General features: G+C 62.2%; 30 protein-coding genes. 11 read left to right on the top strand and 19 right to left on the bottom strand.

Annotated elements, in window-relative coordinates:
- The first annotated feature begins 42 nt into the window (after positions 1–42).
- Entirely contained in the window at positions 43–897 is an 855-nt protein-coding gene (gene rpoH / locus QNH97_RS27080; protein WP_003177476.1) for an RNA polymerase sigma factor RpoH, read from the top strand.
- Between the two features lie 199 nt (positions 898–1,096).
- On the opposite strand, the gene mtgA is transcribed toward rpoH, so the two are convergent.
- Positions 1,097–1,819, bottom strand: a complete 723-nt coding sequence (gene mtgA / locus QNH97_RS27075) for a monofunctional biosynthetic peptidoglycan transglycosylase (protein WP_283554677.1) — start codon at positions 1,817–1,819, stop codon at positions 1,097–1,099.
- A gap of 73 nt (positions 1,820–1,892) precedes the next feature.
- Between mtgA and QNH97_RS27070 the strand changes: the two genes are divergently transcribed.
- The 4 genes from QNH97_RS27070 (at position 1,893) to trmB (ending at position 4,139) form a co-directional block, all read left to right on the top strand.
- Positions 1,893–2,264 carry a DUF423 domain-containing protein gene (locus QNH97_RS27070; protein WP_047226019.1) on the top strand — a complete coding sequence of 124 codons (372 nt, stop codon included), beginning with the start codon at positions 1,893–1,895 and terminating at the stop codon, positions 2,262–2,264.
- Between the two features lie 90 nt (positions 2,265–2,354).
- Positions 2,355–2,555, top strand: a complete 201-nt coding sequence (gene thiS, locus QNH97_RS27065) for a sulfur carrier protein ThiS (RefSeq protein ID WP_283554676.1) — start codon at positions 2,355–2,357, stop codon at positions 2,553–2,555.
- A 54-nt stretch (positions 2,556–2,609) separates the two neighbouring features.
- Entirely contained in the window at positions 2,610–3,404 is a 795-nt protein-coding gene (locus tag QNH97_RS27060; protein WP_003177480.1) for a thiazole synthase, read from the top strand.
- Between the two features lie 9 nt (positions 3,405–3,413).
- On the top strand, positions 3,414–4,139 hold the full coding sequence (gene trmB, locus QNH97_RS27055) for a tRNA (guanosine(46)-N7)-methyltransferase TrmB (RefSeq protein WP_283554675.1): 726 nt from the start codon (positions 3,414–3,416) through the stop codon (positions 4,137–4,139).
- 144 nt (positions 4,140–4,283) lie between these two features.
- Here trmB and QNH97_RS27050 read toward each other — a convergent pair whose 3' ends face one another.
- From QNH97_RS27050 to QNH97_RS27005, 10 genes are all read right to left on the bottom strand, one after another.
- On the bottom strand, positions 4,284–4,607 hold the full coding sequence (locus tag QNH97_RS27050; protein ID WP_003177482.1) for a DUF3392 domain-containing protein: 324 nt from the start codon (positions 4,605–4,607) through the stop codon (positions 4,284–4,286).
- A gap of 21 nt (positions 4,608–4,628) precedes the next feature.
- The gene (hemW, locus tag QNH97_RS27045) at positions 4,629–5,828 is read right to left on the bottom strand and encodes a radical SAM family heme chaperone HemW (protein WP_283554674.1); all 1,200 of its coding nucleotides are present in this window, start codon (positions 5,826–5,828) and stop codon (positions 4,629–4,631) included.
- Positions 5,825–6,421, bottom strand: coding sequence for an RdgB/HAM1 family non-canonical purine NTP pyrophosphatase (gene rdgB / locus QNH97_RS27040; protein ID WP_185045904.1), 597 nt, complete (start codon positions 6,419–6,421; stop codon positions 5,825–5,827). The genes hemW and rdgB overlap by 4 nt, the downstream gene beginning before the upstream one ends.
- On the bottom strand, positions 6,418–6,852 hold the full coding sequence (locus tag QNH97_RS27035) for a DUF4426 domain-containing protein (RefSeq protein WP_283554673.1): 435 nt from the start codon (positions 6,850–6,852) through the stop codon (positions 6,418–6,420). Before QNH97_RS27035 ends, rdgB begins: the two co-directional genes overlap by 4 nt.
- A 25-nt stretch (positions 6,853–6,877) precedes the next feature.
- Positions 6,878–7,498, bottom strand: coding sequence for a methionine biosynthesis protein MetW (gene metW, locus QNH97_RS27030; protein ID WP_283554672.1), 621 nt, complete (start codon positions 7,496–7,498; stop codon positions 6,878–6,880).
- A 7-nt stretch (positions 7,499–7,505) separates the two neighbouring features.
- Complete coding sequence (metX, locus tag QNH97_RS27025) at positions 7,506–8,645, bottom strand: homoserine O-succinyltransferase MetX (protein WP_283554671.1); 1,140 nt, start codon at positions 8,643–8,645, stop codon at positions 7,506–7,508.
- A gap of 251 nt (positions 8,646–8,896) precedes the next feature.
- Positions 8,897–9,190, bottom strand: coding sequence for a DUF167 domain-containing protein (locus QNH97_RS27020; RefSeq protein WP_283554670.1), 294 nt, complete (start codon positions 9,188–9,190; stop codon positions 8,897–8,899).
- A gap of 5 nt (positions 9,191–9,195) precedes the next feature.
- Positions 9,196–9,786, bottom strand: coding sequence for a YggT family protein (locus tag QNH97_RS27015; RefSeq protein WP_283554669.1), 591 nt, complete (start codon positions 9,784–9,786; stop codon positions 9,196–9,198).
- Positions 9,787–9,796: 10 nt separating this feature from the next.
- Positions 9,797–10,615 carry a pyrroline-5-carboxylate reductase gene (proC, locus tag QNH97_RS27010; RefSeq protein WP_283554668.1) on the bottom strand — a complete coding sequence of 273 codons (819 nt, stop codon included), beginning with the start codon at positions 10,613–10,615 and terminating at the stop codon, positions 9,797–9,799.
- Positions 10,616–10,651: 36 nt separating this feature from the next.
- A complete protein-coding gene (locus QNH97_RS27005) occupies positions 10,652–11,338 on the bottom strand; it encodes a YggS family pyridoxal phosphate-dependent enzyme (protein WP_283554667.1) in 687 nt (228 codons plus the stop codon).
- Positions 11,339–11,391: 53 nt separating this feature from the next.
- Here QNH97_RS27005 and QNH97_RS27000 point away from each other — a divergent pair, with 53 nt between their 5' ends.
- Positions 11,392–12,426 carry a type IV pilus twitching motility protein PilT gene (locus QNH97_RS27000; protein WP_283554666.1) on the top strand — a complete coding sequence of 345 codons (1,035 nt, stop codon included), beginning with the start codon at positions 11,392–11,394 and terminating at the stop codon, positions 12,424–12,426.
- Positions 12,427–12,579: 153 nt separating this feature from the next.
- On the opposite strand, the gene QNH97_RS26995 is transcribed toward QNH97_RS27000, so the two are convergent.
- Entirely contained in the window at positions 12,580–13,191 is a 612-nt protein-coding gene (locus tag QNH97_RS26995; protein WP_283554665.1) for a C40 family peptidase, read from the bottom strand.
- 248 nt (positions 13,192–13,439) lie between these two features.
- Here QNH97_RS26995 and QNH97_RS26990 point away from each other — a divergent pair, with 248 nt between their 5' ends.
- Positions 13,440–13,868, top strand: coding sequence for an NINE protein (locus QNH97_RS26990; protein ID WP_283554664.1), 429 nt, complete (start codon positions 13,440–13,442; stop codon positions 13,866–13,868).
- Between the two features lie 132 nt (positions 13,869–14,000).
- Here QNH97_RS26990 and QNH97_RS26985 read toward each other — a convergent pair whose 3' ends face one another.
- The 7 genes from QNH97_RS26985 to gshB form a co-directional block, all read right to left on the bottom strand.
- A complete protein-coding gene (locus QNH97_RS26985; RefSeq protein ID WP_283554663.1) occupies positions 14,001–15,272 on the bottom strand; it encodes a dihydroorotase in 1,272 nt (423 codons plus the stop codon).
- Positions 15,269–16,273: an aspartate carbamoyltransferase catalytic subunit gene (locus QNH97_RS26980; protein ID WP_003177495.1), complete on the bottom strand. Its 1,005-nt coding sequence runs from the start codon at positions 16,271–16,273 to the stop codon at positions 15,269–15,271. Before QNH97_RS26980 ends, QNH97_RS26985 begins: the two co-directional genes overlap by 4 nt.
- A gap of 24 nt (positions 16,274–16,297) precedes the next feature.
- The gene (pyrR, locus tag QNH97_RS26975; RefSeq protein ID WP_135847618.1) at positions 16,298–16,804 is read right to left on the bottom strand and encodes a bifunctional pyr operon transcriptional regulator/uracil phosphoribosyltransferase PyrR; all 507 of its coding nucleotides are present in this window, start codon (positions 16,802–16,804) and stop codon (positions 16,298–16,300) included.
- An 86-nt stretch (positions 16,805–16,890) separates the two neighbouring features.
- Positions 16,891–17,328, bottom strand: a complete 438-nt coding sequence (ruvX, locus tag QNH97_RS26970) for a Holliday junction resolvase RuvX (protein WP_283554662.1) — start codon at positions 17,326–17,328, stop codon at positions 16,891–16,893.
- Positions 17,328–17,897 (bottom strand): YqgE/AlgH family protein, encoded by a 570-nt coding sequence (locus QNH97_RS26965; protein WP_283554661.1) that lies wholly within the window; start codon positions 17,895–17,897, stop codon positions 17,328–17,330. The genes ruvX and QNH97_RS26965 overlap by 1 nt, the downstream gene beginning before the upstream one ends.
- Positions 17,898–18,082: 185 nt before the next feature.
- Entirely contained in the window at positions 18,083–18,979 is an 897-nt protein-coding gene (locus QNH97_RS26960; RefSeq protein WP_283554660.1) for an energy transducer TonB, read from the bottom strand.
- Between the two features lie 77 nt (positions 18,980–19,056).
- Positions 19,057–20,010, bottom strand: coding sequence for a glutathione synthase (gene gshB, locus QNH97_RS26955; RefSeq protein WP_053126210.1), 954 nt, complete (start codon positions 20,008–20,010; stop codon positions 19,057–19,059).
- 224 nt (positions 20,011–20,234) lie between these two features.
- Here gshB and QNH97_RS26950 point away from each other — a divergent pair, with 224 nt between their 5' ends.
- The 4 genes from QNH97_RS26950 (at position 20,235) to QNH97_RS26935 (ending at position 23,841) form a co-directional block, all read left to right on the top strand.
- Positions 20,235–20,663 (top strand): response regulator, encoded by a 429-nt coding sequence (locus QNH97_RS26950; RefSeq protein WP_283554659.1) that lies wholly within the window; start codon positions 20,235–20,237, stop codon positions 20,661–20,663.
- A 46-nt stretch (positions 20,664–20,709) separates the two neighbouring features.
- Entirely contained in the window at positions 20,710–21,075 is a 366-nt protein-coding gene (pilH, locus tag QNH97_RS26945; RefSeq protein ID WP_283554658.1) for a twitching motility response regulator PilH, read from the top strand.
- 10 nt (positions 21,076–21,085) lie between these two features.
- The gene (locus QNH97_RS26940; RefSeq protein WP_283554657.1) at positions 21,086–21,625 is read left to right on the top strand and encodes a chemotaxis protein CheW; all 540 of its coding nucleotides are present in this window, start codon (positions 21,086–21,088) and stop codon (positions 21,623–21,625) included.
- Positions 21,626–21,780: 155 nt separating this feature from the next.
- Positions 21,781–23,841: a methyl-accepting chemotaxis protein gene (locus QNH97_RS26935; RefSeq protein WP_283554656.1), complete on the top strand. Its 2,061-nt coding sequence runs from the start codon at positions 21,781–21,783 to the stop codon at positions 23,839–23,841.
- The last annotated feature ends 137 nt before the right edge of the window (positions 23,842–23,978 follow it).

The raw sequence follows: 23,978 nt of genomic DNA, 5'->3' as shown, positions 1-23,978 counted from the left end.
GTGCTGAACTGCACGAGTTATGTGAGTCGGAGGTTTTTTCGTATGACCACTTCTTTGCAACCTGCTTATGCTCTGGTCCCGGGTGCGAACCTGGAGGCCTATGTGCACACGGTGAACAGCATTCCATTGCTGACGCCCGAGCAGGAGCGTGAACTGGCCGAGAGTCTCTATTATGAGCAGGATCTGGAGGCGGCTCGGCAGATGGTGCTCGCCCACCTGCGTTTTGTCGTACATATCGCCCGCAGCTATTCCGGCTACGGGCTGGCCCAGGCCGACCTGATCCAGGAAGGCAACGTTGGCCTGATGAAGGCGGTCAAGCGTTTCAACCCGGAAATGGGTGTGCGCCTGGTGTCGTTTGCCGTGCACTGGATCAAGGCGGAAATCCACGAATTCATCCTGCGTAACTGGCGCATCGTGAAAGTCGCGACAACCAAGGCCCAGCGCAAGCTGTTCTTCAACCTGCGCAGCCAGAAAAAGCGCCTGGCCTGGCTGAACAACGAAGAAGTCCATCGCGTGGCTGAAAGCCTGGGCGTAGAACCTCGGGAAGTGCGCGAGATGGAAAGCCGCCTGACCGGCCATGACATGGCCTTCGACCCGGCCGCCGAAGCGGACGACGACAGCGCTTTCCAATCGCCGGCCAACTACCTGGAAGACCACCGGTACGACCCGGCGCGTCAACTGGAAGACGCCGATTGGAGCGACAACTCCAACACCAACCTGCACGAAGCCTTGGAAGTGCTGGACGAGCGCAGTCGTGACATCCTTTACCAGCGCTGGCTGGCCGAGGAAAAAGCCACGCTGCATGACCTGGCGCAGAAGTACAACGTATCGGCCGAGCGGATTCGCCAGCTTGAGAAAAGCGCGATGAACAAGCTCAAGGTGTCGATTGCGGCTTGACCTGCAGCAATGGCCATAAAAAACGCCCCGATCAGTGATGATCGGGGCGTTTTTGTTCGGGCTCGATAATTTGAATTCACTGCTGATCCTGTGGGAGCGAGCTTGCTCGCGATGAGGCCATTACATTCAACATCAGTGTTGGCTGTCGAACTGCCATCGCGAGCAAGCTCGCTCCCACAGGGGGGCCTCAGTGTTTGGGCTACCGCGCCCAAGGCGCCCGTCGCGAATCATTAAGCCCCAGCAAATAACTGTCGCCCCCCAACTGGCTCATCTGCTGGCGAATCCAGCTCGCCCGCCGTAGCACGTAAGGGCTCGGCCGGCTGGCGTTCCATACCCGTGGGTTGGGCAAGACCGCCGCCAGTACGCTTGCCTGCTGCCGGGACAAGGCGTCGGCGCTGACGCGAAAATGATGGCGTGCCGCGGCTTCAGCCCCGAACACACCGTCATCCCACTCGACGCTGTTGAGGTACACCTCGAGGATCCGCTGCTTGGGCCAGAGCACTTCGATCAGGGCGGTGAACCAGGCCTCCAGCCCTTTGCGCAACCAACTGCGGCCCGACCACAGGAACAGGTTCTTGGACACTTGCTGGCTGAGGGTACTGGCGCCGCGAATCGAACCGCCGCGCCCATTGTGGGCAAACGCGGCCTGGATCGCGCCGATGTCGAAGCCCCAGTGCTCAGGAAATTTCTGGTCTTCGCCGGCAATCACCGCAACCTTGAGGCTGTCGGAGATCTTGTCCCAAGGCTGCCAGGTGCGTTGCAGGTCGATCGGTTCGCCGCCGAACCAGGATTCGACCTTGCGCTCGATCATCAGCGCCGTGAACGGCGGCGGCACCACGCGAAACAGCAGCACCAGTACAACGCTGCCGACGGCGAACCAGAGCAGGGCTTTAACGAATCGTCGAAACAATGAACGCAGCATAGAGATGGCTTGGCCGAACCCGTCGAGCGGGCCATTATACAGACCCTGTCCACCGAGTCTGATTGGAGTTCTCATGCTGCGTAGCTTTCTGATGCTGGCTGCTTTTTTCGGCTTCACGGGCGTGGCGCTGGGAGCATTTGCCGCCCACGGCCTGAAAAACCGCCTGAGCGCCGATTACCTGGCGATTTTCCACACCGGCGTCACCTATCAACTGGTGCACACCCTGGCGTTGCTGGGCGTTGCGCTGCTGGCCACACACATTCCCGGTCGCATCGTCACCTGGGCCGGTATTTCGTTTGTGATCGGCATCCTGTTGTTCTCCGGCAGCCTGTACCTGTTGACCCTTACGGGCATCAGCAAGCTGGGCATCATCACGCCGTTTGGCGGCGTGGCGTTCCTGATCGGCTGGCTGTGCCTGGGGCTTGCCGCTTGGCGGCTGGGCTGACCGGGCGGTCCATTTCATGACGAATGGCTTGGGTCACCCTGACTGATCGGGCTAGAATGCCAGCCCCTAAAAATGATGGCGGCTTCCGGCATGCGCATTCAGTTGAACGGCGACCCCCTTGATCTGCCCGACGGTGAAACCGTTGCGGCCCTGCTGACCCGTCTGGACCTCACCGGACGCCGTGTGGCGGTGGAGCTCAACCTGGATATCGTCCCGCGCAGCCAGCACGCCGAAACCACCTTGAACGACGGCGACAGCGTCGAAGTGGTCCACGCCATCGGCGGCGGCTAGTCGCCTCGGTTTCACAGCATTTCGCAAGAACCTCACCCCAACAGAGGATTTCCCATGAGCATCGTTCGTAGCGACAAGCCCTTCGTCCTGGCCGGTCGTACCTACCAGTCGCGCTTGCTGGTAGGCACCGGCAAGTACCGCGACATGGAAGAAACCCGCCTGGCCATCGAAGCCTCGGGCGCCGAGATCGTGACCGTCGCCGTGCGCCGGACCAACATCGGCCAGAACCCGGGCGAGCCGAACCTGCTGGATATCCTGCCGCCAGATCGCTACACCATCCTGCCGAACACCGCCGGCTGCTTCGACGCCATCGAGGCCGTGCGCACCTGCCGCTTGGCCCGCGAACTGCTCGACGGCCACAACCTGGTGAAACTGGAAGTGCTGGCTGACCAGAAAACCTTGTTCCCCAACGTGATCGAAACCCTCAAGGCCGCAGAAACCCTGGTCAAGGAAGGTTTCGACGTGATGGTGTACACCAGCGATGACCCGATCATCGCCCGTCAACTGGCGGAAATCGGCTGCATCGCGGTCATGCCGCTGGCCGGTTTGATCGGCACGGGCCTGGGGATCTGCAACCCGTACAACCTGCAGATCATCCTTGAAGAAGCCAAGATCCCGGTGCTGGTGGATGCCGGTGTCGGTACCGCCTCCGACGCGACCATCGCCATGGAACTGGGTTGCGAAGCGGTGCTGATGAACTCCGCCATCGCCCACGCCCAGCAACCGATCCTGATGGCCGAAGCGATGAAACACGCCATTGTCGCCGGGCGCCTGGCGTACCTTGCCGGCCGCATGCCGAAAAAACTCTACGCCAGCGCCTCCTCGCCGCTGGATGGTCTGATCAAGTAAGAGCCATTGATGACTGAATCGAACGACACGCCTGTCCTGCCGGAAGAAGGCGAAGAGCGCCAACACCGCCGCATCAAGAGTTTCGTGATGCGCGCCGGGCGCATGACCGAAGGCCAGCAACGTGGCCTGGACCAGGGCACGCCGCTGTTTGTCCTGCCCCTGGCCGATGCGCCGGTGGATTTTGACCAGTTGTTCGGCCGTTCGGCCCCGCGCTCGCTGGAAATCGGCTTTGGCATGGGCCACTCGCTGCTGGAAATGGCCGCCGCCGCGCCGGAGCAGGATTTCATCGGCGTGGAAGTACACCGTCCTGGCGTCGGTGCGCTGCTCAACGGCGTGCTGACCCAAGGGCTGACCAACCTGCGGGTCTACGATTGCGACGCTATCGAAGTGCTCAACCGCTGCGTGGCCGACAACAGCCTTGATCGGCTGATGCTGTTCTTCCCGGACCCGTGGCACAAAAGCCGTCACCACAAGCGCCGTATCGTCCAGGCGTCGTTCGCTGAGCTGGTGCGCAGCAAGTTGAAGGTCGGCGGTGTGCTGCACATGGCCACCGACTGGGAGCCCTACGCCGAATACATGCTGGAAGTGATGAACGTCGCGCCGGGATATCGCAATCTGGCCGAAGACGGCAAGTGCGTCCCACGCCCGGCCGAACGGCCGGTCACCAAGTTCGAACGCCGTGGAGAACGGCTGGGGCATGGGGTTTGGGATTTGAAGTTCGAGAAGGTGGCGTAAGCACCCGAAGATCCTGTTGAAATGGGATCTCCTGTGGGAGCGAGCCTGCTCGCGAAGAGGGTGTGTCAGACGATGTTTCGTTGATTGACACACCGCATTCGCGAGCAGGCTCGCTCCCACATTTGTTTTGTGGCGTCTGAGGGATCAGCGACGATCCGCCACCACGCCAATCAACACCAGCACCACCAACAATACCGGCGCCAGGCTGTAGTTGTTGAACTGGCTCAGCCCCCTGACGACCCACGGCGTGGCGTAGATCAGTGCCGCGCCGCTGCCGATCATGCACAGCAGGGCGATCAAGGGGACGCGCAAGGCGCCGGCAATGCTGCCCAGGCGCTGCTCGACCCAGCCCTTGATGTCAGCGCCAAACAGCACCAGCAGGCAACCTACCAGTGCCAGGGAGATTTCCGACAGGTTGCTGCGGCTCCAGCGGGACACGGTGGCGAGCAGGTCGAGTACCAGATCCATTCGATTTCCTTGTTTGGGTAATTAGCTCAAAAATGTCTGCAGCAAGTCGTTGAGGAACAGCTGTCCGCGCTCGGTGGCCGCCAGACGTGTCGGCTCGACCTGCAACAACCCACTTTGTTCTGCATCGCGCCGGCCTTCGGCCAGGCTTTCCAGGGGCAGGCCTGTGCGCTCCGGGTATAGCCGCGCTTCCACGCCTTCAGTCAGGCGCAGGGCGTTCATCAGGAACTCGAAGGGCAGCTCTTCGTTGGCCAGGGTTTTCTCGCCGGCGAGGAAGCGCTTGGCCGGGTTGAGGTAGTCCTTGGGCAGGCGGGTCTTCCAGGTGCGCACGATGCGCCCGTCCGGATGGCTGAGCTTGCCATGGGCGCCGGCGCCGATGCCGATGAAGTCGCCGAAACTCCAATAATTGAGGTTATGCCGCGCCGCCCGACCGGGTTGGGCGTAGGCCGAGACTTCGTATTGGGCGTAGCCGTGCTGGGCCAGCAGTGCTTGCCCGGCTTCCTGGATGTCCCACAGCGTGTCGTCTTCCGGCAATGTCGGCGGCTGGTTCCAGAACACCGTGTTCGGTTCCAGGGTCAGTTGATACCAGGACAGGTGGGTCGGCTTCAAGGCGATGGCTTGGCGCAAATCACTCAAGGCGTCGTCGAGGGACTGGTCGGGCAGGCCATGCATCAAGTCTAGGTTGAAGTTGTCGAACCCGGCCTGACGGGCCATGCCGGCAGCGCGCACTGCCTCGTCACCGTTGTGGATCCGCCCCAGGGCCTCGAGCTTGGCCTGCTGGAAGCTCTGGATGCCGATGGACAGGCGATTGATGCCCAGGGCCCGGTAAGCGACGAACTTCTCTTGCTCGAACGTGCCAGGGTTGGCTTCCAGGGTGATTTCAATGTCATGGGCAAACGCTATCCGCGCCTCGACCCCCTTGAGCAATCGGCCCAGGGCCTGGGCACTGAACAGGCTTGGCGTGCCGCCACCGAAGAAGATCGAGCTCAGTTCGCGGCCATGAACCCCGTGCAGGTCCTGATCGAGATCGGCCAGCAAAGCGTCGACGTATTCCTCTTCCGGCAGCTGCGGGCTGGCGGTGTGGGAGTTGAAATCGCAGTAAGGGCATTTGCGTACACACCACGGGATGTGGATGTACAACGCCAGCGGCGGCAGCACCGGCAGCGGCGCCCGAGGTGTGTGTGCGCCGCCGTGAATCAGCGGTGCGGGAGAATCAGTGGTCATTGCAGGCCCAGGCGTTGACGCAGCAGGGCCATGGCGCGGGCGCGGTGGCTCAGTTGGTTCTTTTCCACCGGGCCCAGCTCGGCGCTGGAGCAATTGCGTTCCGGGACCCAGAACAGCGGGTCGTAGCCGAAACCGTGTTCGCCGCTGGCTTCGGTGAGAATGCGCCCGTGCCACAAGCCTTCGCACAGGATCGGCAGCGGATCATCGGCATGCCGGACCAGGGCCAGGACGCACACGAACTGCGCGCCGCGCTCGGCTTCCGGTACGTCCTTGAGAGCCTCGAGCAGCTTGGCGTTGTTCGCCGCGTCTCCTTGGCCGTCGGCGTAACGGGCCGAGTAGATGCCCGGCGCGCCGCCGAGAAAGTCCACCGCCAGCCCGGAATCGTCGGCCAACGCCGGCAGGCCCGAGATGCGCGCGGCGTTGCGGGCCTTGAGGATGGCGTTCTCGACGAATGACAGACCGGTTTCTTCAGGTTCCACCTGGCTGAACTCGCCAATCGAGCGCAACTGCACCGATCCACCGAGCATGGCCTGGAGTTCCTTGAGCTTGCCGGCGTTGTGGCTGGCCAGTACGAGTTGGGTGAGGTTCATCATTGGCCCGGGAACAGTTCCTGGTTGAAGTTGATGGTGTTGATCTTGTCGCCGGTTTGCACCTTGATTTCAAAGGTGCGGGTTTCCTGTTGGTCCACTGGATACTGGGCGATGTAATAGATCGCGCCTTGTTCGGTGATCTGGCGGAAGGAGAGGGGGACGGTCTTGCTGGTCAGGTCCTTCACCGTGCCGCTGACATTGGCGATCAATGGCTTGCCGCTTTTGATCACCGAGACATTGATCACACCTTGGTTCTTGCTGCGAATCAGCTCGGCAGCCTTGGCAATGTCCGGCGTCAGGAAGGTGGAGTTGAACGTGTTGTAGTGCACGGTGACGTCACCGAACACTTCCTTGCGCTCGCCCTTGATGACATCGGCGGCCATGGCGCCAACACTCAGGCAGGCGGTGATGAGAAACAACCCTAGACGTTTCATGTCGTGCTCCTGGTACGGCCGGGGATTACACCGCGACCTGATGATCGGCAAGGCCTGGGCTGCTGACCCGATAGATGCCTATTTCACCTAACAGATTAGGCCATAGCTTGCTGGCCCACCCGTGGCGGTGCTGTTGGTCCACCGCCAGGCGATCGATGACCTTGGCCTGGCGTTCGCGGCACAGTGCCTCGAAATCCTCGAAGGTACAGAAGTGGATGTTCGGCGTGTTGTACCAGGTGTAGGGCAGGAAATCCGATACCGGCATGCGGCCCTTGCTCGCCAGGTACCAGCGGCAACGCCAATGCCCGAAATTGGGGAAGGTGATGATGCACTGGCGCCCGACCCGCAGCATTTCGTCGAGGATCTTGTCCGGGTAGTGCACCGCTTGCAGCGCCTGGGTCATGACCACGACGTCGAAGCTGTTGCTGGCGAAGTTGCCCAGGCCCTTGTCCAGGTCCTGCTCGATCACGTTGATGCCCTTGGCCACGCACTCGGCGATGTTGTCCGGGTCGTTTTCCAGGCCGTAGCCGGTCACTTGCTTGTTGTCCCGCAGCCAGGTCAGCAGTTCGCCGTTGCCGCAGCCCAGGTCGAGCACGCGGCTGCCGGCGGGGATCCATTCCTGGATGATGTCCAGATCGGCTCTCATGGCGTCCTCACAGCGTTATACGGTTCATGTAGTTGCCGAACGCCTGCAGGTAGCGCGGGATCGGGATCAAAAAGGCGTCGTGGCCCTGGGGTGCGTCGATCTCCAGGTAGCAGACGTCCTTGCGCGCGGCCATCAGCGCGTCCACCAATTCCCGGGAGCGCGCCGGGGAGAAGCGCCAATCGGTGGTGAACGACATCACGCAGAACTTGGCGGTGGCGCCGGCGAAGGTTTTCGCCAGGTTATCGTCGAAGTTCGCCGCTGGATCGAAGTAATCCAGCGCCTTGGTCATCAACAGGTAGGTATTGGCGTCGAAGCGCCCGGAGAACTCCTCGCCCTGGTAGCGCAGGTAGCTTTCCACCTGGAACTCGACGCTGTGGAAGTCGTAGTTGAGCTTCTCGCTCTTGAGGCCACGGCCGAATTTTTCGCCCATCGAGTCATCGGACAGGTAGGTGATGTGCCCGACCATCCGCGCCAGCATCAAGCCGCGCTTGGGGATCACGCCGTGTTCCTGGAACGAGCCACCGTGGAATTCGGGATCGGTGAGGATCGCCTGGCGCGCCACTTCGTTGAAGGCGATGTTCTGCGCCGACAGCTTCGGGGCCGAGGCGATCGCCAGGCAATGGCGCACGCGGTCCGGGTAGGTGATGGTCCACTGCAACGCTTGCATGCCGCCCAGGCTGCCACCGATGACTGCGGCCCACTGTGCGATGCCGAGGCGATCGGCCAGGCGTGCTTGGCTGTGGACCCAGTCTTCGACGGTCAGTACCGGGAAGTCGGCGCCGAAGGGCTTGCCGGTGTCCGGGTTGAGGCTGCTGGGACCCGTGGAGCCGTTGCAGCCACCGAGGTTGTTCAGGCTGACCACGAAAAATTTGCTGGTATCGATGGGCTTGCCCGGGCCGATGCAACTGTCCCACCAACCTGGCTTGCGGTCGTCGATGCTGTGGTAGCCGGCGGCATGGTGATGCCCCGACAAGGCGTGGCAAATCAGCACGGCGTTGCTCGCCGTGGCATTGAGGGTGCCGTAGGTTTCGTAGATCAGGTCATAGGCTGGCAACGAACGGCCGCAGGCCAGGGCCAGGGGCTCGCTGAAATGCGCCGTTTGCGGCGTCACCAGACCAACGGAATCGGGGGGAAAGGCAGCTGGCATCGACCCTGCTCGCGTTGAAATGAGGCGTAAGTCTAAAGACCGCTGTGGCAAGCGGCAAGCAACGGGCTGAGCTGATTGTTTCTTGAGTGAAAACCCTGCGCCGGATGAGTTTCTTTGTGGCGAGGGAGCTTGCTCCCGCTGGGGCGCGAAGCGGCCCTGTCAGGCGGATGTCCCATGCCATCAGTGCCTGGTTGGGGGCTGCTTCGCAGCCCAGCGGGAGCAAGCTCCCTCGCCACAGGGTTGGTCATTCATCAGGTAGGCCGGACGAACCCAGGCAACTCCGGCAGCTTCTTCGGCGCATGAATCCGCACCCGCTTCTGCCGGTTCAATTCGCCGCTGATCAGGCTGACCTGGCTCTTGGACACGCCAAACGCCTTGGCCAGGAACGCCATCAGGTACGCGTTGGCCTTGCCCTCGACCGGCGGGGCGGTGAGACGGATCTTGAGGCGGTCACCGTGCAGCCCGGCGAAATCATCGCTGCGGGCTGCTGGTTGCAGGTGGCACTCCAGGATCAGGTCGTCGCCGTCCCAACGAAAGTAGCTCATGTGGCTCAGATCAGCAGGCGCAGGATATCCGGCATCAGCGTCATTGCTGCCAGGTTGTTGATCACCAGCATGTCGATCAGCTTGAGCACCATGAACGCCAGGATCGGCGAGATATCCAGGCCGCCAAGGTTTGGCACGATACGGCGGAACGGCGCGAGGGCCGGTTCGCAGATCTGGTTCACCAGTTCGGCACCGGGGTTGTGGCTGGCGGGTGCGACCCACGACAGGATCACGCTGATGATCAGGGCGAAGAAGAAAATCTTCAGGAACAGCGCGGTCACGCCAATGAGCGACCAGATCAGCAGCTGCAGCGGGTTACCGGTGGTGCCGTAGGTCAGCAGCAGGGTCAGGGCCATCAGCGCCAGTTGCACCAGGATCGCCAGCACCAGAGAGGACATGTCCAGGCCGAACACGCTTGGGATGATCCGACGCAGCGGCTTGAGCAGCGGCTGGGTGGCCTTGACGATGAACTGGCACAGCGGGTTGTAGAAGTTGGCGCGCACCAGTTGCAGCACGAAGCGCAGCAACACGATCAGCAAGTACAGGCTGCCGAGGGTTTGCAGCACGTAGACCGCTGCAGTGTTCAATCCAATCATGAATGGCTCCTTATTGGCCCAGTTGTTCGGCCATTTCGGCCGAGCGGTGCGCGGCGGCGCCGAGTGCATTTTCCACCAGGGCTTCGAAGCCCCCGGCCTGGAACGATTTGATGGCGGCTTCGGTGGTGCCGGCCGGCGAGGTTACGCGGCGACGCAGCTCGGCCGCGTCGACATCGCTGGAGGCCGCCATGTGCGCGGCGCCCAAGGCGGTTTGCACGGTCAGTTGGGCGGCGATCTCCCGCGGCAGGCCGAGTTTCTCGCCAGCGGCGGTCATGGCTTCGATCAGCAGGAAGAAGTAGGCCGGGCCCGAGCCAGAGACGGCGGTGACGGCGTCCAGTTGTTGCTCGGTTTCCAGCCACAGTGCCAGGCCGACGGCCGACAGCAATTCTTCGGCCTGCTGGCGTTGCTCTGCGGTCACTTGTGCGGTGGCGAACAGCCCGCTGACGCCTTGGCGCAACAGCGCCGGGGTATTGGGCATGCACCGTACGATCGGCTGGGCACCTAGCCAGTTGTTCATGCTGGCGCAGGTGATGCCCGCAGCAATCGACACCACCAGTTGATGGGGCTTGAGGCTTGGGCGCAGGGCTTCGCACACGGTTTTCATCGCTTGCGGCTTGACCGCCAGCACGATGACGTCCACGCCGTCGATGGCCTGGGCGTTGTCGGCGAAGGTGTCGATGCCATGCTCGGCGCTCACGCGGGTGCGGGTCTCTTCACCCGGATCGCTGGCGCGGATCCGGGAAGCGTCCAGGCCCTTGGCCCGCAGGCCGCCGATCAGGCTGGCGGCCATGTTGCCGGCGCCGATGAAGGCAATACGCGTGTTGCTCATGACAGGTCCTTATTAAAGAAATGAGTGGGTCATGCTTCAGGAGTGACCGTAGTCGCGGGCACCAAACAATGCGGTACCGATGCGCACCCAAGTGGCGCCCTGGGCAATGGCCGACTCGAGGTCATGGCTCATGCCCATGGAGAGGGTGTCCAGTGGCAGGTCCAGGCTGGCTTGCAAACGTTGCACAGCGGCGAAGGCGGCATCCTGGGCGTCGCGATCATCGGTCGGCTCGGGAATCGCCATCAACCCGCGCAGCTTCAGGCGTGGCAAGGCGCCGATGGCGTTTGCCAGCGCGGGCAGGTCGGCGGGGGTGCAACCGGACTTGCTGGCTTCACCGCTGACATTGACCTGGATGCAGATGTTCAGCGGCGGCAGCTCGGCGGGGCGCTGCTCGGACAGGCGTTGTGCAACTTTCAAGCGATCCACGGAATGCACCCAGTCGAAGTGTTCGGCAATAGCGCGCGTCTTGTTCGATTGAATGGGGCCGATGAAGTGCCAGATCAAGGGCAGGTCGGTCAGTTCGGCCTGTTTGCCCAGTGCTTCTTGCAGATAGTTCTCGCCGAAGTCCCGCAGGCCGGCGGCATGGGCTTCGCGCAAGGCCTGGGCGGGCTTGGTCTTGCTCACGGCCAGCAGCTGGACACCGCCCTCGGCACGCTGGGCGGCCTGCTCCGCAGCGCGGATACGCGAACTAACCTGAGCAATGTTGTCTGCTATCGTGGACATAAGGAAGCGCCAGCGGTGAGGTTCGCGGCATTCTACTGGAATTGAGGAGCGCTATGGATATCACTGAGTTACTGGCGTTCAGCGCCAAACAGGGCGCGTCGGACTTGCACCTGTCCGCTGGGCTGCCGCCGATGATCCGCGTCGATGGCGATGTACGGCGGATCAACCTGCCGGCGCTGGACCACAAGCAGGTTCATGAGCTGATCTACGACATCATGAACGACCGGCAGCGGGTGGATTACGAAAAATTCCTGGAAACCGATTTTTCCTTCGACGTGCCGGGCGTCGCCCGGTTTCGGGTCAACGCCTTCAATCAGAATCGCGGCGCAGGGGCGGTGTTCCGTACCATCCCGTCGAAAGTCCTGACCATGGAAGACCTGGGGATGGGCGAGGTGTTTCGCAAAGTGACCGAATCGCCGCGCGGGCTGGTGTTGGTGACTGGACCGACCGGCTCGGGTAAATCCACCACCCTGGCGGCGATGATCGACTACCTCAACAGCCACAAGCACCATCACATCCTCACCATTGAGGACCCCATCGAATTTGTCCACGAACCACGCAAGTGCCTGATCAACCAGCGCGAAGTGCACCGCGATACCCAAAGCTTCTCCACGGCCCTGCGTTCGGCGCTGCGGGAAGACCCGGACGTAATCCTGGTGGGGGAGATGCGCGATCTGGAAACCATTCGCCTGGCGCTGACCGCCGCTGAAACCGGGCACCTGGTGTTCGGCACCCTGCACACCACGTCGGCGGCCAAGACCATCGACCGGGTGGTCGACGTGTTCCCCGGCGACGAGAAGTCCATGGTTCGCTCGATGCTGTCGGAGTCACTGCAGGCGGTGATTTCACAAACACTGGTCAAGAAAATCGGTGGAGGCCGGATTGCCGCGCACGAGATCATGCTGGGCACCTCGGCTATCCGGAACCTGATCCGCGAAGACAAAATCGCGCAGATGTACTCGTCGATCCAGACCGGCGGTTCGTTGGGGATGCAGACGCTGGATATGTGTTTGAAGGATTTGCTGAGCAAAGGTCTGATCAGCCGCGAGCATGCGCGGGAGAAGGCGCGTACGCCGGATAACTTTTAGAGAGGGATGGTGGAACCCCTGTGGCGAGGGAGCTTGCTCCCGCTGGGCCGCGAAGCGGACCCAAAATAATGGGGGCCACAGAGATCATGGGTCTGTTTGGGGCGGCTGCGCCACCCAGCGGGAGCAAGCTCCCTCGCCACAGGGCGCTTCAGATCAGCGCTGAACCACCCGCAACCCACCCGGCTCTTTCGGCAAGACGCGCTTGGCAACCACGTAATGGGTGTTCCAATACGGTTTGTTCAAGGTGTCGATGCTCACCGACTTGCCACGGCGCGGAGCATGGATGAAGCGGTCATTGCCCAGGTAGATGGCAACGTGGTTGACTCGCCGGCTCTTGAGCTTGAAGAAAATCAGGTCGCCGGGCTTGAGATCCTTGCGATCGACTTTCTCGCCGTGACCGGAGGCCATCGCATTGGAAGTGCGTGGCAGGTCGAACGTGGCGTCGTTGAAAGCATATTTCACCAAACCGCTGCAATCGAAGCCTTTACTTGGGCTGCTGCCGCCCCAACGATAAGGTGTGCCGAGTACATTTACGGCGCGGCTCAATACGTTGCTGCTGGTTTTGGTCGCCATCGGCGGAACCAGCTTGCTGTTAGCTGTGCTCAAGCGCTGGACGTTTTGCTTGTTCTTGCTCGAAGGAGCAGAAACATGGGATTTCGGAGTGTAGCCGTTGACGTTGGGAAGACGTTGCTCACGATTGGTGGCGTGGGCGGCCAGTGGCATTAATAGGCAAATGGTTAGCCATGTCTTGAAAAATGGACGCATTAGGCAGGGCTCTTAGAGGTTAGCGCGCAACTTTATAACAGCTTTTTCCGCGTTCCTGAGGCCGTTTGTCGATTCGAAAGCCGCCACGAACCCCGCACAATTGCGGCAAATTGTCCCGATTGTCCGACAGAACCCCGACACCACGGGGGTTTCCTTGGTTCAAGTGGTCCGGAACCGCCTGTCGGCCAGACACAAAAAAGTCACAAAAAGTCCGAAAAAATTTATCTATCGAGGCAAAGAGGCCATTCATGAACAGCTATCAACAGGACGCTATCCGGGATACCCACAGCAAAGTCATTGGCTATTTGCTCTGGATTTTCGGCTTCACCGGCGCCCACCGCTTCTATTACGGCAAGCCGGTCACCGGCACGATCTGGTTCTTCACCTTCGGCCTGCTGGGCATCGGTTGGTTGATCGACCTGTTCCTGATCCCGGCCATGGATCGCGAAGCGGACTTGCGTTTTACCCCGGGTCCCCTCGAATACAGCGTGGCGTGGGTCCTGCTGACGTTTCTCGGCGTGTTGGGTGTACACCGCATGTACCAGGGCAAATGGCTCAGCGGGATCCTTTACCTGCTGACGGGTGGGGTGTTTTTCCTGGGGGTGCTGTATGACTTCTGGACGCTGAACGATCAGGTTTCGATTCGCAATGCGCAGAAGCGGGGGGCTTTTCACTAAGTCAGCTAGACCGAGTTGCCTACATTCGCGAGCAGGCTCGCTCCCACATTTAATCCGAGGTGTTCACAAATCATGTGATCACTGAAGATCCAATGTGGGAGCGAGCCTGCTCGCGATAAGGGCGACGCGGTATCAGGCCTGGTGGGTTATCCGCCCGTCCATCAAGGTGTAGCGCACCACACCCGGCAAACTGTGGCCCAGGAACGGGCAGTTGTCGCCCTTGGAGCGCCAGGCTTCACCTGCCACAGTGGACGCCGTGGGATCGAACAGCACCAAATCCGCCGCCGCGCCAACCGCCAGTTTCCCCGCCGGCAATTGCAGCGCCTGGGCCGGGCCGGCGCTCAGGCGTGCCAGCAGGGTCGGCAGGTCCAGCAAGCCGTCTTCCACCAGCGTCAGGGCCAGCGGCAGCAGCAGTTCGACGCTGCTGATGCCCGGCTCGGTGGCGCCGAACGGTGCCAGCTTGGCATCGCGCTCATGGGGTTGGTGATGGCTGGAGATGGCCGAGATCACCCCGGATTTCACCGCCTCGCGCAGGCCGTCGCGGTCGGCGCGGGTGCGCAGCGGCGGCTGGACGTGATAGACGCTGTTGAAGTCGATCAGCGCTTCGTCGGTCAGGATCAACTGGTACAGCGCCACATCGGCGGTGACTGGCAGCCCGCGGGCCTGGGCCTGGGCGATCAGTGCCGCGCCGCGGGCACTGGTCAGTTGGCTGAAGTGCGCGCGTACGCCGCTCTGTTCCACCAACAGCAGGTCCCGGGCCAGGGCCACGGTCTCTGCGGTTTCCGGAATGCCCGGCAGGCCAAGGAAACTGGCGGTCGGGCCTTCGTGAGCGAGGCCGCCTTCGGCCAGGTCGTGATCCTGCGAGTTGAAGATCACCGTCAGGCCGAAGGTCGCCGCGTATTCCAGGGCGCGGCACAAGGTGCGGGTGTTGCGAAACGTGTTCAGGCCGTTGCCGAATGCCACGCAACCGGCGTCGCGCAGCGCGATGAGCTCTGCCAGTTGCTCGCCGTCGAGGCCTTTGCTCAACGCACCGATGGGGAAGACCTTGGCGTTGCCGGCCTCGCGGGCGCGGTCGAGGATCAGTTCGGCCACGGCCGACGTATCCAGCACCGGTTTGGTCTGCGGCGGACAGCACAGACTGGTGACGCCACCAGCGGCGGCGGCCCGGGTTTCACTGACGATGCTGCCTTTACGGCTGTAGCCGGGTTCGCGCAGGGCGACGTTCAGGTCCACCAGGCCAGGGGCGGCCACCAGGCCATGGGCGTCGAGGACCTCGACGGCCACGAAGCCGACCGGAGCGGCGCCCAGGGCGACGATCTTGCAGGCATCGATATGGATGTCGGTCACTTGATCCAGGCCACTGGCTGGATCGATCAAGCGTGCGCCGAGAATGCTGAGCTTCACTGGGCGTTCTCCTGGTCGAATTGGCGCTGGGCCGTTTGCCCGCTCATGGCCATGGACAGCACGGCCATGCGGATGGCGATGCCGTAGGTCACTTGGTTGAGGATCACCGAGTGCGGACCGTCGGCCACTGCCGACTCGATTTCCACGCCGCGGTTGATCGGTCCGGGGTGCATGACGATGGCGTCCGGCTTGGCCCCGGCCAGGCGGGCGGTGGTCAGGCCGAACAGGCGGTAGAACTCGCCTTCGCTGGGCAGCAAGCCGCCGGTCATGCGTTCACGTTGCAGGCGCAGCATGATCACCACGTCCACATCCTTGAGGCCTTCGGTCATGTCGGTGTAGACCTTCACGCCGTATTGCTCGACGCCGATGGGCAGCAGGGTCTTCGGCGCGATCACGCGGATGTCCGGGCAACCGAGGGTCTTGAGGGCCAGCATGTTCGAACGGGCCACCCGCGAGTGCAGGATGTCGCCGACGATGGCCACCGACAGGTTCTCGAAGCTGCCCTTGTGCCGGCGGATGGTCAGCATGTCCAGCATGCCCTGGGTCGGATGGGCATGACGGCCGTCACCGCCATTGATGATCGCCACCTGCGGGCACACGTGTTCGGCAATGAAGTGCGCGGCGCCGGAATCACCGTGACGCACGACGAACATGTCGGCAGCCATGGCTTCGAGGTTGCGCAGGGTGTCGAGCAGGGTTTCGCCCTTGCTCGCCGAGGATGTCGACACGTTGAGGGTGATCACGTCCGCCGAGAGCCGCTGGGCCGCCAGTTCGAAGGTGGTGCGGGTGCGGGTGGAGTTTTCGAAGAACACGTTGCACACGGTCTTGCCGCGCAGCAGCGGGACTTTCTTCACCGCCCGGGCACCGACCTCAAGGAACGAGTCGGCGGTGTCGAGGATTTCCGTCAGCAGCTCGCGGCGCAGGCCGTCGAGGGACAGGAAGTGCCGCAGCTGGCCCTGATCGTTGAGCTGCAGCGGGCGCTTGGTTTCGAGAGGCGTCATCGCGATGGACTCTTACAAGGGCAGTTAAAGGGCAAGGTCTTGCAGTTCGAGTTGCAGCGGCGATGGGCCGGAGAGCTTGACCCGCTCATGGGCGGCCAGCGTCAGCGTCGCGCCGACCACGTTCGGGCGGATCGGCAGCTCGCCGGCGTCCAGGTCCAGCAGGCACACCAGGGTCACACTGGCCGGGCGGCCATAGTCGAACAGTTCGTTCATGGCGGCGCGGATGGTCCGGCCACTCATCAGCACGTCGTCGATCAATACCAGATGCTGGCCTTCAATCTCGAACGGCAGGGCCGAAGGGCGCACTTGCGGGTGCAGGCCGTTCTGGCTGAAGTCGTCGCGGTAGAACGACACATCCAGGGTGCCCAAGGGCGATTGGCTGCCCAGTTCATCGAGCAAGGCCTGGGCGACCCAGACGCCACCGGTGCGAATACCGATGTAGCGCGGTTCGCTGATGCCGCGGTGTTCCAGGTGCGCCGTGAGACGAATCGCCATCTGGCTGATCAGTTCGGCAGGATTGGGCAGGCTCATGCTGGCTCCTTCAGGTTCCCGGGCCGGTGGTGAGTGGCGCGGCTTATCGCTAAAAGAAAGCGCCTTGGCGGCGCTTTGTAAAAAAATCAGGTTTCAAACAGAGCGGTGTTGGCGTCGAGCCAGCCTTGCAGCAGCAGGGCGGCCGCGATGGCGTCCACCGGGTTGTCGCGGTAACTGCCTTTCTGCCCACCACGCACCAGGCGCTCGCCCTTGGCTTCGAAGGTGGTCAGGCGTTCGTCATGAGTATAAAAGGGCAAGTTGAAGCGGCCATTGAGCCTGCGGGCGAATTTTTCGGCGCGCAGGCACATGTCGCTGGGCGTCCCGTCCATGTTCAGCGGCAGGCCGACCACCACGGCGTCAGGTTTCCATTCCTTGATCAGCGCTTCGACCTGGTTCCAGTCGGGAATGCCGTTCTGCGCCTTCAACGTGCACAGTTCGCGGGCCTGGCCGGTGATGACCTGGCCCACCGCGACGCCGATCTGTTTGGTGCCGTAGTCGAAACCCAGTAGCAGGCGCAGGGCCATCAGGCGTGTCCCGCCTGGCTGGTGAGCAGACTGAGGTTGACCCCCAGCCGGCTGGCCGCCGCTTCCAGGCGCAGTTCGCTGCTGGTGTTGAACAGGATGTCGGCGTCGAACGGGCACGTCAGCCAGGCGTTGTCGGCCAGCTCGGCTTCCAGTTGCCCGGCTTCCCAACCGGCATAGCCGAGGGCGATCAGGCTTTTTTCCGGGCCTACACCGTCGGCGATGGCGAACAGCACGTCCTGGGACGTGGACAGCGACACGCCGTTCAGGTCCACGGTGGCCTGGTAGGTCGGCCCCGACGGATGGAGCACGAAACCGCGATCGGTCTGCACCGGGCCGCCGATGAAAATCGGCACGTGCTGGCACAGGATTGGCGGTTCGATGTCGGGACGCAACTGCTCAAGAATGTCCGCCAGGTTCAGCTCCTGCGGGCGATTGATCACCAGCCCCATGGCGCCATTGGCCGTGTGCTCGACGATGTAGGTCAAGGTGTGGGCAAAGTGCGGATCAGCCATGTGCGGCATGGCAATCAGGAATTGATGCTTGAGGTAGGTGGGGCTGACGTTTTTCATAGGCGCTAGTGTGGCGGCCGAGGGGCGAACTGACAAGCTGGGGATGTGCAGGAAATACCCGAAACCGACATGAAAACCCTGTGGGAGCGAGCTTGCTCGCGATGCGATGTGTCAGTCGCCATCCATGTTGAATGATCCATGGCTATCGCGAGCAAGCTCGCTCCCACAAAGGGATTGGCGGTGGATCAATTGCTGAAAAGCCGGTCGCCCCGGGCAAACTTCCAGGTGCGGATGATTTCCAGCCGGTCGATGTCCGACAAATCCCCGGTAAACGGCGCGAACGGTGCAGCCAGGCGCACGATCCGCTGGGCGGCTTGGTCCAGCAGTGGCTGGCCGGAGGACTCCAGCACCAATACTTCATACAGCGAGCCGTCGCGGTTGATCGAGACCATGAGCCGCAAGTTGCCGTAGATCTGTTTGCGCCGGGCTTCGTCGGGGTAGTTGAGGTTGCCGATGCGCTCGACCTTCTTGCGCCATTCGTCCTTGTACCAGGCGCCCTTGTCGCGCATGGTCGAGGCGGCGCTCAGGCGGTGGATGCGCGGGCGTTTGGCATACAGCTGTTGCTCCTGGGCCAGTTCGGCTTCCAGGCTGGCGATGTCGCTGGACAGCTGGGAACTGTCGAAAGTGGGTGCCGGCGCCTTGGGCTTGGGATCGGGCTTGACCTCTTCCTTGACCGGGGCTTTTTTCGGTTTGGGCGCCACGGTGGTCACGGCGGCCTTGGGCGCCGTTTCCTGCACTTCGGGCTTGGCCGAGGGCGGTGGGGTGATCTTTTGCACCTTATTGTCCTGGAACGGTGCGATCTCGGTGGTCTTGGGAATCGCCTTTTCTTCCAGGGTGCCGCTGCCCTGCTGGTTTTCCTGGGCCAGGAAATCCGCCTTTGCCGGCTTCGTTTCGCTCTTGAAGGTGGCCAGGGTGATTTCCAGCGTCCGGCTGATCTGCTTGGGTTCGACCGTGGCAAACCCGACGCCCAGCAGCAAGGCCAGGTGGATCAGTGCCGCCAGGAACAGGGTAAAACCGAGGCGATCGGCCGGGCGCACGCCACGATGGGCAAGCTCTGGGGGCAGATCGGACGGGAGTGTCATGACAAGGAAACCAACATCGCGTTTTTTTCAGGCCGGGCATGATAACGCAATGTGGGTTTCCTTCAGCAGGATCTGGATCAACGAGCCTTGAGCTTCTGATCGATGGCATCCATCAGCATCCCGCCGATGTCGGTGCCAAAGGCGTTGTCAATCTCGCGGATGCAGGTCGGGCTGGTGACGTTGATTTCCGTCAGGTGCTCGCCGATCACGTCCAGGCCCACGAACAGCAGGCCTTTCTCGCGCAGGGTCGGGCCGACCTGGGCCGCGATCCAGCGGTCTTTCTCGGTCAACGGACGCGCTTCGCCACGACCGCCGGCCGCCAGGTTGCCACGGGTTTCACCGGCGGCCGGGATGCGCGCCAGGCAATAATCCACCGGTTCGCCGTCGATCATCAGGATGCGCTTGTCGCCATCGACGATGGCCGGCAGGTAACCCTGGATCATGATCTGCTGCTTGCCGTGCAAAGTCAGGGTTTCCAGGATCACGGACAGGTTCGGGTGGCCGGCGGTGTGACGGAAAATCGAGGAGCCGCCCATGCCGTCCAGGGGCTTGAGAATCACGTCGCCGTGGTGGTCGGCGAATTCGCGCAACACGTCCGGTCGACGGCTGACAATGGTGGGTGGCGTGCACTGCGGGAACAGTGTGGCGAACAGCTTTTCGTTGCAGTCACGCAGGCTCTGGGGCTTGTTGACCACCAGCACACCAGCGTTTTCCGCCTGCTCCAGCAGGTAGGTGGAGTACACGAACTCCATGTCGAACGGCGGATCCTTGCGCATCAGGATCACGTCCAGGTCGCTCAGCAGCGCGTCGCTTTCGTCGCCCAGTTCAAACCACTTCTCGGGGTTGGCGAAGACTTTCAGCGGCTTCATCCGCGCCCGCGCCTGGCCTTCGGCCTGGTAGAGGTCGCGCTGCTCCATATAGAACAACTCCCAGCCGCGCTTTTGAGCGGCCAGCAGCATGGCCAGCGAGCTATCCTTTTTATAGGAAATGCTGGCGATAGGGTCCATGACAATGCCGACGCGTACGCTCATGGCTTGGTTCCTCGAAAATTTGATGGGCACAAATGGCGTGAAAAAGTGGCGTCAGAGTGGCGCCCGGAAGATTGGCGGTCAAGGAAAAACCACCGCGCCGAGTGGCCGATAGATCGGCGATGGAGACTGTGCTAAAAAGGCTGCCATGTGACGTGCGGGCCTTGAACATCAAGGGTTTGCGCTGTCGTTCACTCTCAAGCGTTAAAAACCGGTCCGCAGTGGCAATGGCAGAGCATCCTACGCAGCAGCAACCCAGCGCCTTGAAGGTCATGGTCATCGACGATTCGAAGACCATCCGCCGCACCGCCGAAACCCTGCTGCGCAACGTGGGGTGCGAGGTGATCACGGCCGTCGACGGCTTCGATGCCCTGGCCAAGATTGCCGATCATCATCCGGGCATTATCTTTGTCGACATCATGATGCCGCGTCTGGACGGTTACCAGACCTGCGCCCTGATCAAGAACAACAGCGCGTTCAAGGCCACGCCGGTGATCATGCTGTCGTCCCGGGACGGGCTGTTCGACAAGGCCAAGGGGCGCATCGTCGGCTCCGATCAGTTTTTGACCAAGCCGTTCAGCAAGGAAGAACTGCTGGGTGCGATACAAGCCCATGTCCCGGGCTTTGCCGCTGTCCAGCCGCACCAGGCACATTAATGACGCTCGGCCAATGGGCCTGGGGTCAACAAAAATGGGGAACACCATGGCACGTATCCTGATCGTCGATGATTCGCCGACCGAAATGTACAAATTGACCGGCATGCTGGAAAAGCACGGCCACGAGGTCTTGAAGGCTGAAAACGGCGCCGACGGTGTGGCCCTGGCCCGCCAGGAAAAACCCGATGCCGTATTGATGGACATCGTCATGCCCGGCCTCAACGGTTTCCAGGCCACGCGCCAGTTGACCAAGGACCCGGACACCGGGCACATCCCGGTGATCATCATCACCACCAAGGACCAGGACACCGACAAGGTCTGGGGCACGCGCCAGGGCGCGAAGGACTACCTGACCAAACCGGTGGACGAAGAAACCCTGATCGCGACCCTGAACAAAGTGCTGGTGGGTTGAAGGCGCGGCCATGAGCCCATCCCTGACCGCTTTCGAGCTGCTGCTGCAGATCGATCGGCGCTGCCGGCTACTGGGGGCGGACCTGCCGTCCCAACCGACCCATCGCGCCAGTTGGAGCGGCATCGGCTTTCGCTTGGGTGAACACTGGTACGTGGCGCCCATGGGCGAAGTCAGTGAAGTGCTGCATGAGCCGCGTTACACGCATTTACCCGGGGTCAAGCCATGGGTTCGTGGTGTGGCTAACCTGCGTGGGCGATTGTTGCCACTGATGGACCTGTGCGGTTACTTCGGTCATGAACTTTCGTCGGTGCGCAAGCAGCGGCGGGTATTGGTGGTCGATCACGACGAGGTGTTCACCGGGTTGTTGGTGGACGAGGTCCTCGGGCTGCAGCATTTTGCCCAGGACAGCCTGGAAACGACGCTTGCGGACGATCTCGACGGCCCGGAGGCGGCCTTCGTCAAAGGTCGTTTTCGCGGCGAGCGCCAGTGGCAAGTGTTCAGCCCGTTTGCGTTGACGCGCTCGCCGGGGTTCATGGATGTGGCAATTTAACAGGCCGTAATGCGGCCCCTGTGGGAGCGAGCTTGCTCGCGATAGCGGCGGTACAGCTTGCATCAATATTGATGGTGCTGGCGCCATCGCGAGCAAGCGTGCTCCCACAATGGGTGGCGGTGGGTTGGGGTTTTGGGCAGTACAGGCGAGAACCGATGAGCAAAGCAAAAACAGGCAAGCCACTGGAAGCGTCGCGCAGTCGTTCGCAGATCATCGTGCTGTTCGTCGCATTGATAGTCTTCATCATGTTGCTGTTCGCCAACTTCGCTTACCTCAACACCCAGTCCACCTACGACAAGCAGTACATCGGCCACGCCGGTGAGTTGCGGGTACTGTCCCAACGCATCGCCAAGAACGCCACCGAGGCCGCCGCTGGCAAGCCTGCGGCGTTCAAGTTGCTGAGCGATGCGCGCAATGATTTTGCCCAGCGCTGGGGTTACCTGAAGCAGGGGGACCCGGTGACCGGCTTGCCACCGGCTCCTGCCACCCTGCGTCCGCAGATGCGCGCCGTGCAGTTGGACTGGGAGCGTCTGCTCCAGAACACCGACGCCATTCTCTCCAGCGAACAGACTGTGTTGTCGCTGCATCAGGTGGCGGCGACCCTGGCTGAAACCGTGCCGCAATTGCAGGTCGAGTACGAAAAAGTCGTCGAGATTTTGCTCCAGCGCGGCGCGCCTGCCGCCCAGGTAGCCATGGCCCAGCGCCAGTCGCTGCTGGCCGAGCGGATTCTCGGCGCGGTGAACACCGTGTTGGCCGGGGACGAGAACGCCAGCCAGGCCGCCGACACCTTTGGCCGCGACGCCGAGCGTTTCGGCCAAGTGCTCAATGGCATGCTGCAAGGTGACCCGGCCTTGAAGATTTCCCAGGTCCAGGACCGCGACGCCCGCGCACGCCTGGCCGAAATCAGCGAGCTGTTCGAGTTTGTCTCGGGCTCGGTGGACGAAATACTCGAAACCTCCCCGGAGCTGTTCAAAGTCCGCGAATCGGCCGGCAATATCTTCAACCTGTCGCAAACCCTGCTCGACGAAGCCTCGCACCTGGCCACGGCCTTCGAGAACCTGGCCGGTGGGCGCTCGGTCAACAGCATCGGCGGTTATGTGCTGGGCCTGCTGGCGCTGATGTCGATCATCCTGATCGGGCTGGTGATGGTCCGCGAAACCAACCGCCAGCTTCGGGAAACGGCGGAAAAGAACGAGCGTAACCAGAACGCGATCATGCGTTTGCTGGACGAAATCGAAGACCTGGCCGACGGTGACTTGACCGTCACCGCTTCGGTGACCGAAGACTTCACTGGCACCATCGCCGACTCCATCAATTACTCGGTGGATCAACTGCGCGATCTGGTCGCCACCATCAACCTCACCGCCGGCCAGGTCGCCGCCGCCGTGCAGGAAACCCAGGCCACGGCGATGCACCTGGCCCAGGCTTCCGAGCACCAGGCCCAGCAGATCAGCGAAGCTTCGACTTCAATCAATGAAATGGCCCAGTCCATCGACCAGGTGTCGGCCAATGCCGCCGAGTCGTCGGCGGTGGCCGAGCGTTCGGTGGAAATTGCCAACAAGGGCAACGAGGTGGTGCACAACACCATTCATGGCATGGACAACATTCGCGAGCAGATCCAGGACACCGCCAAGCGCATCAAGCGCCTGGGTGAGTCGTCCCAGGAGATTGGCGATATTGTCAGCCTGATCGACGACATCGCCGACCAGACCAACATCCTGGCCCTCAACGCCGCCATCCAGGCGTCCATGGCCGGTGATGCCGGGCGCGGGTTTGCCGTGGTGGCCGATGAAGTGCAGCGGCTGGCGGAACGTTCTTCGGCGGCGACCCGGCAAATCGAGACCCTGGTGCGGGCGATCCAGGCCGACACCAACGAAGCGGTGATCTCCATGGAGCAAACCACCACCGAAGTGGTGCGCGGGGCTCGGCTGGCCCAGGATGCCGGCGTCGCCCTGGAAGAAATCGAGGGCGTGTCCAAGACCCTGGCGGCGCTGATCCAGAGCATTTCCAACGCGGCCCAGCAACAGACCACCTCGGCGGGGCAGATTTCCCTGACCATGAACGTGATCCAGCAGATCACCACGCAAACCTCGTCCGGCTCCACCGCCACCGCCGAGAGCATCGGCAACCTGGCGAAAATGGCCAGCCAGCTGCGCCGCTCGGTGTCGGGGTTTACTTTGCCGGCAGGACCTGCGGCGGATGAAGACAAAGCGTGACTGGCCGGATATGCATCGTGAGAAGGGTTATGTGGCGAGGAAGCTTTTGTGGCGAGGGAGCTTGCTCCCGCTGGGCTGCGCAGCGGCCCCCACGGATTTTGTGAGCGCTGCGCGCTCAAGCGGGAGCAAGCTCCCTC

Origin of the sequence: Pseudomonas sp. G2-4 (assembly GCF_030064125.1) — a bacterium.
In the GTDB taxonomy this organism is placed as follows: domain Bacteria; phylum Pseudomonadota; class Gammaproteobacteria; order Pseudomonadales; family Pseudomonadaceae; genus Aquipseudomonas.
Note: the sequence above shows the minus strand (reverse complement) of the source record. Positions and strands in the feature narration are given on the sequence as shown.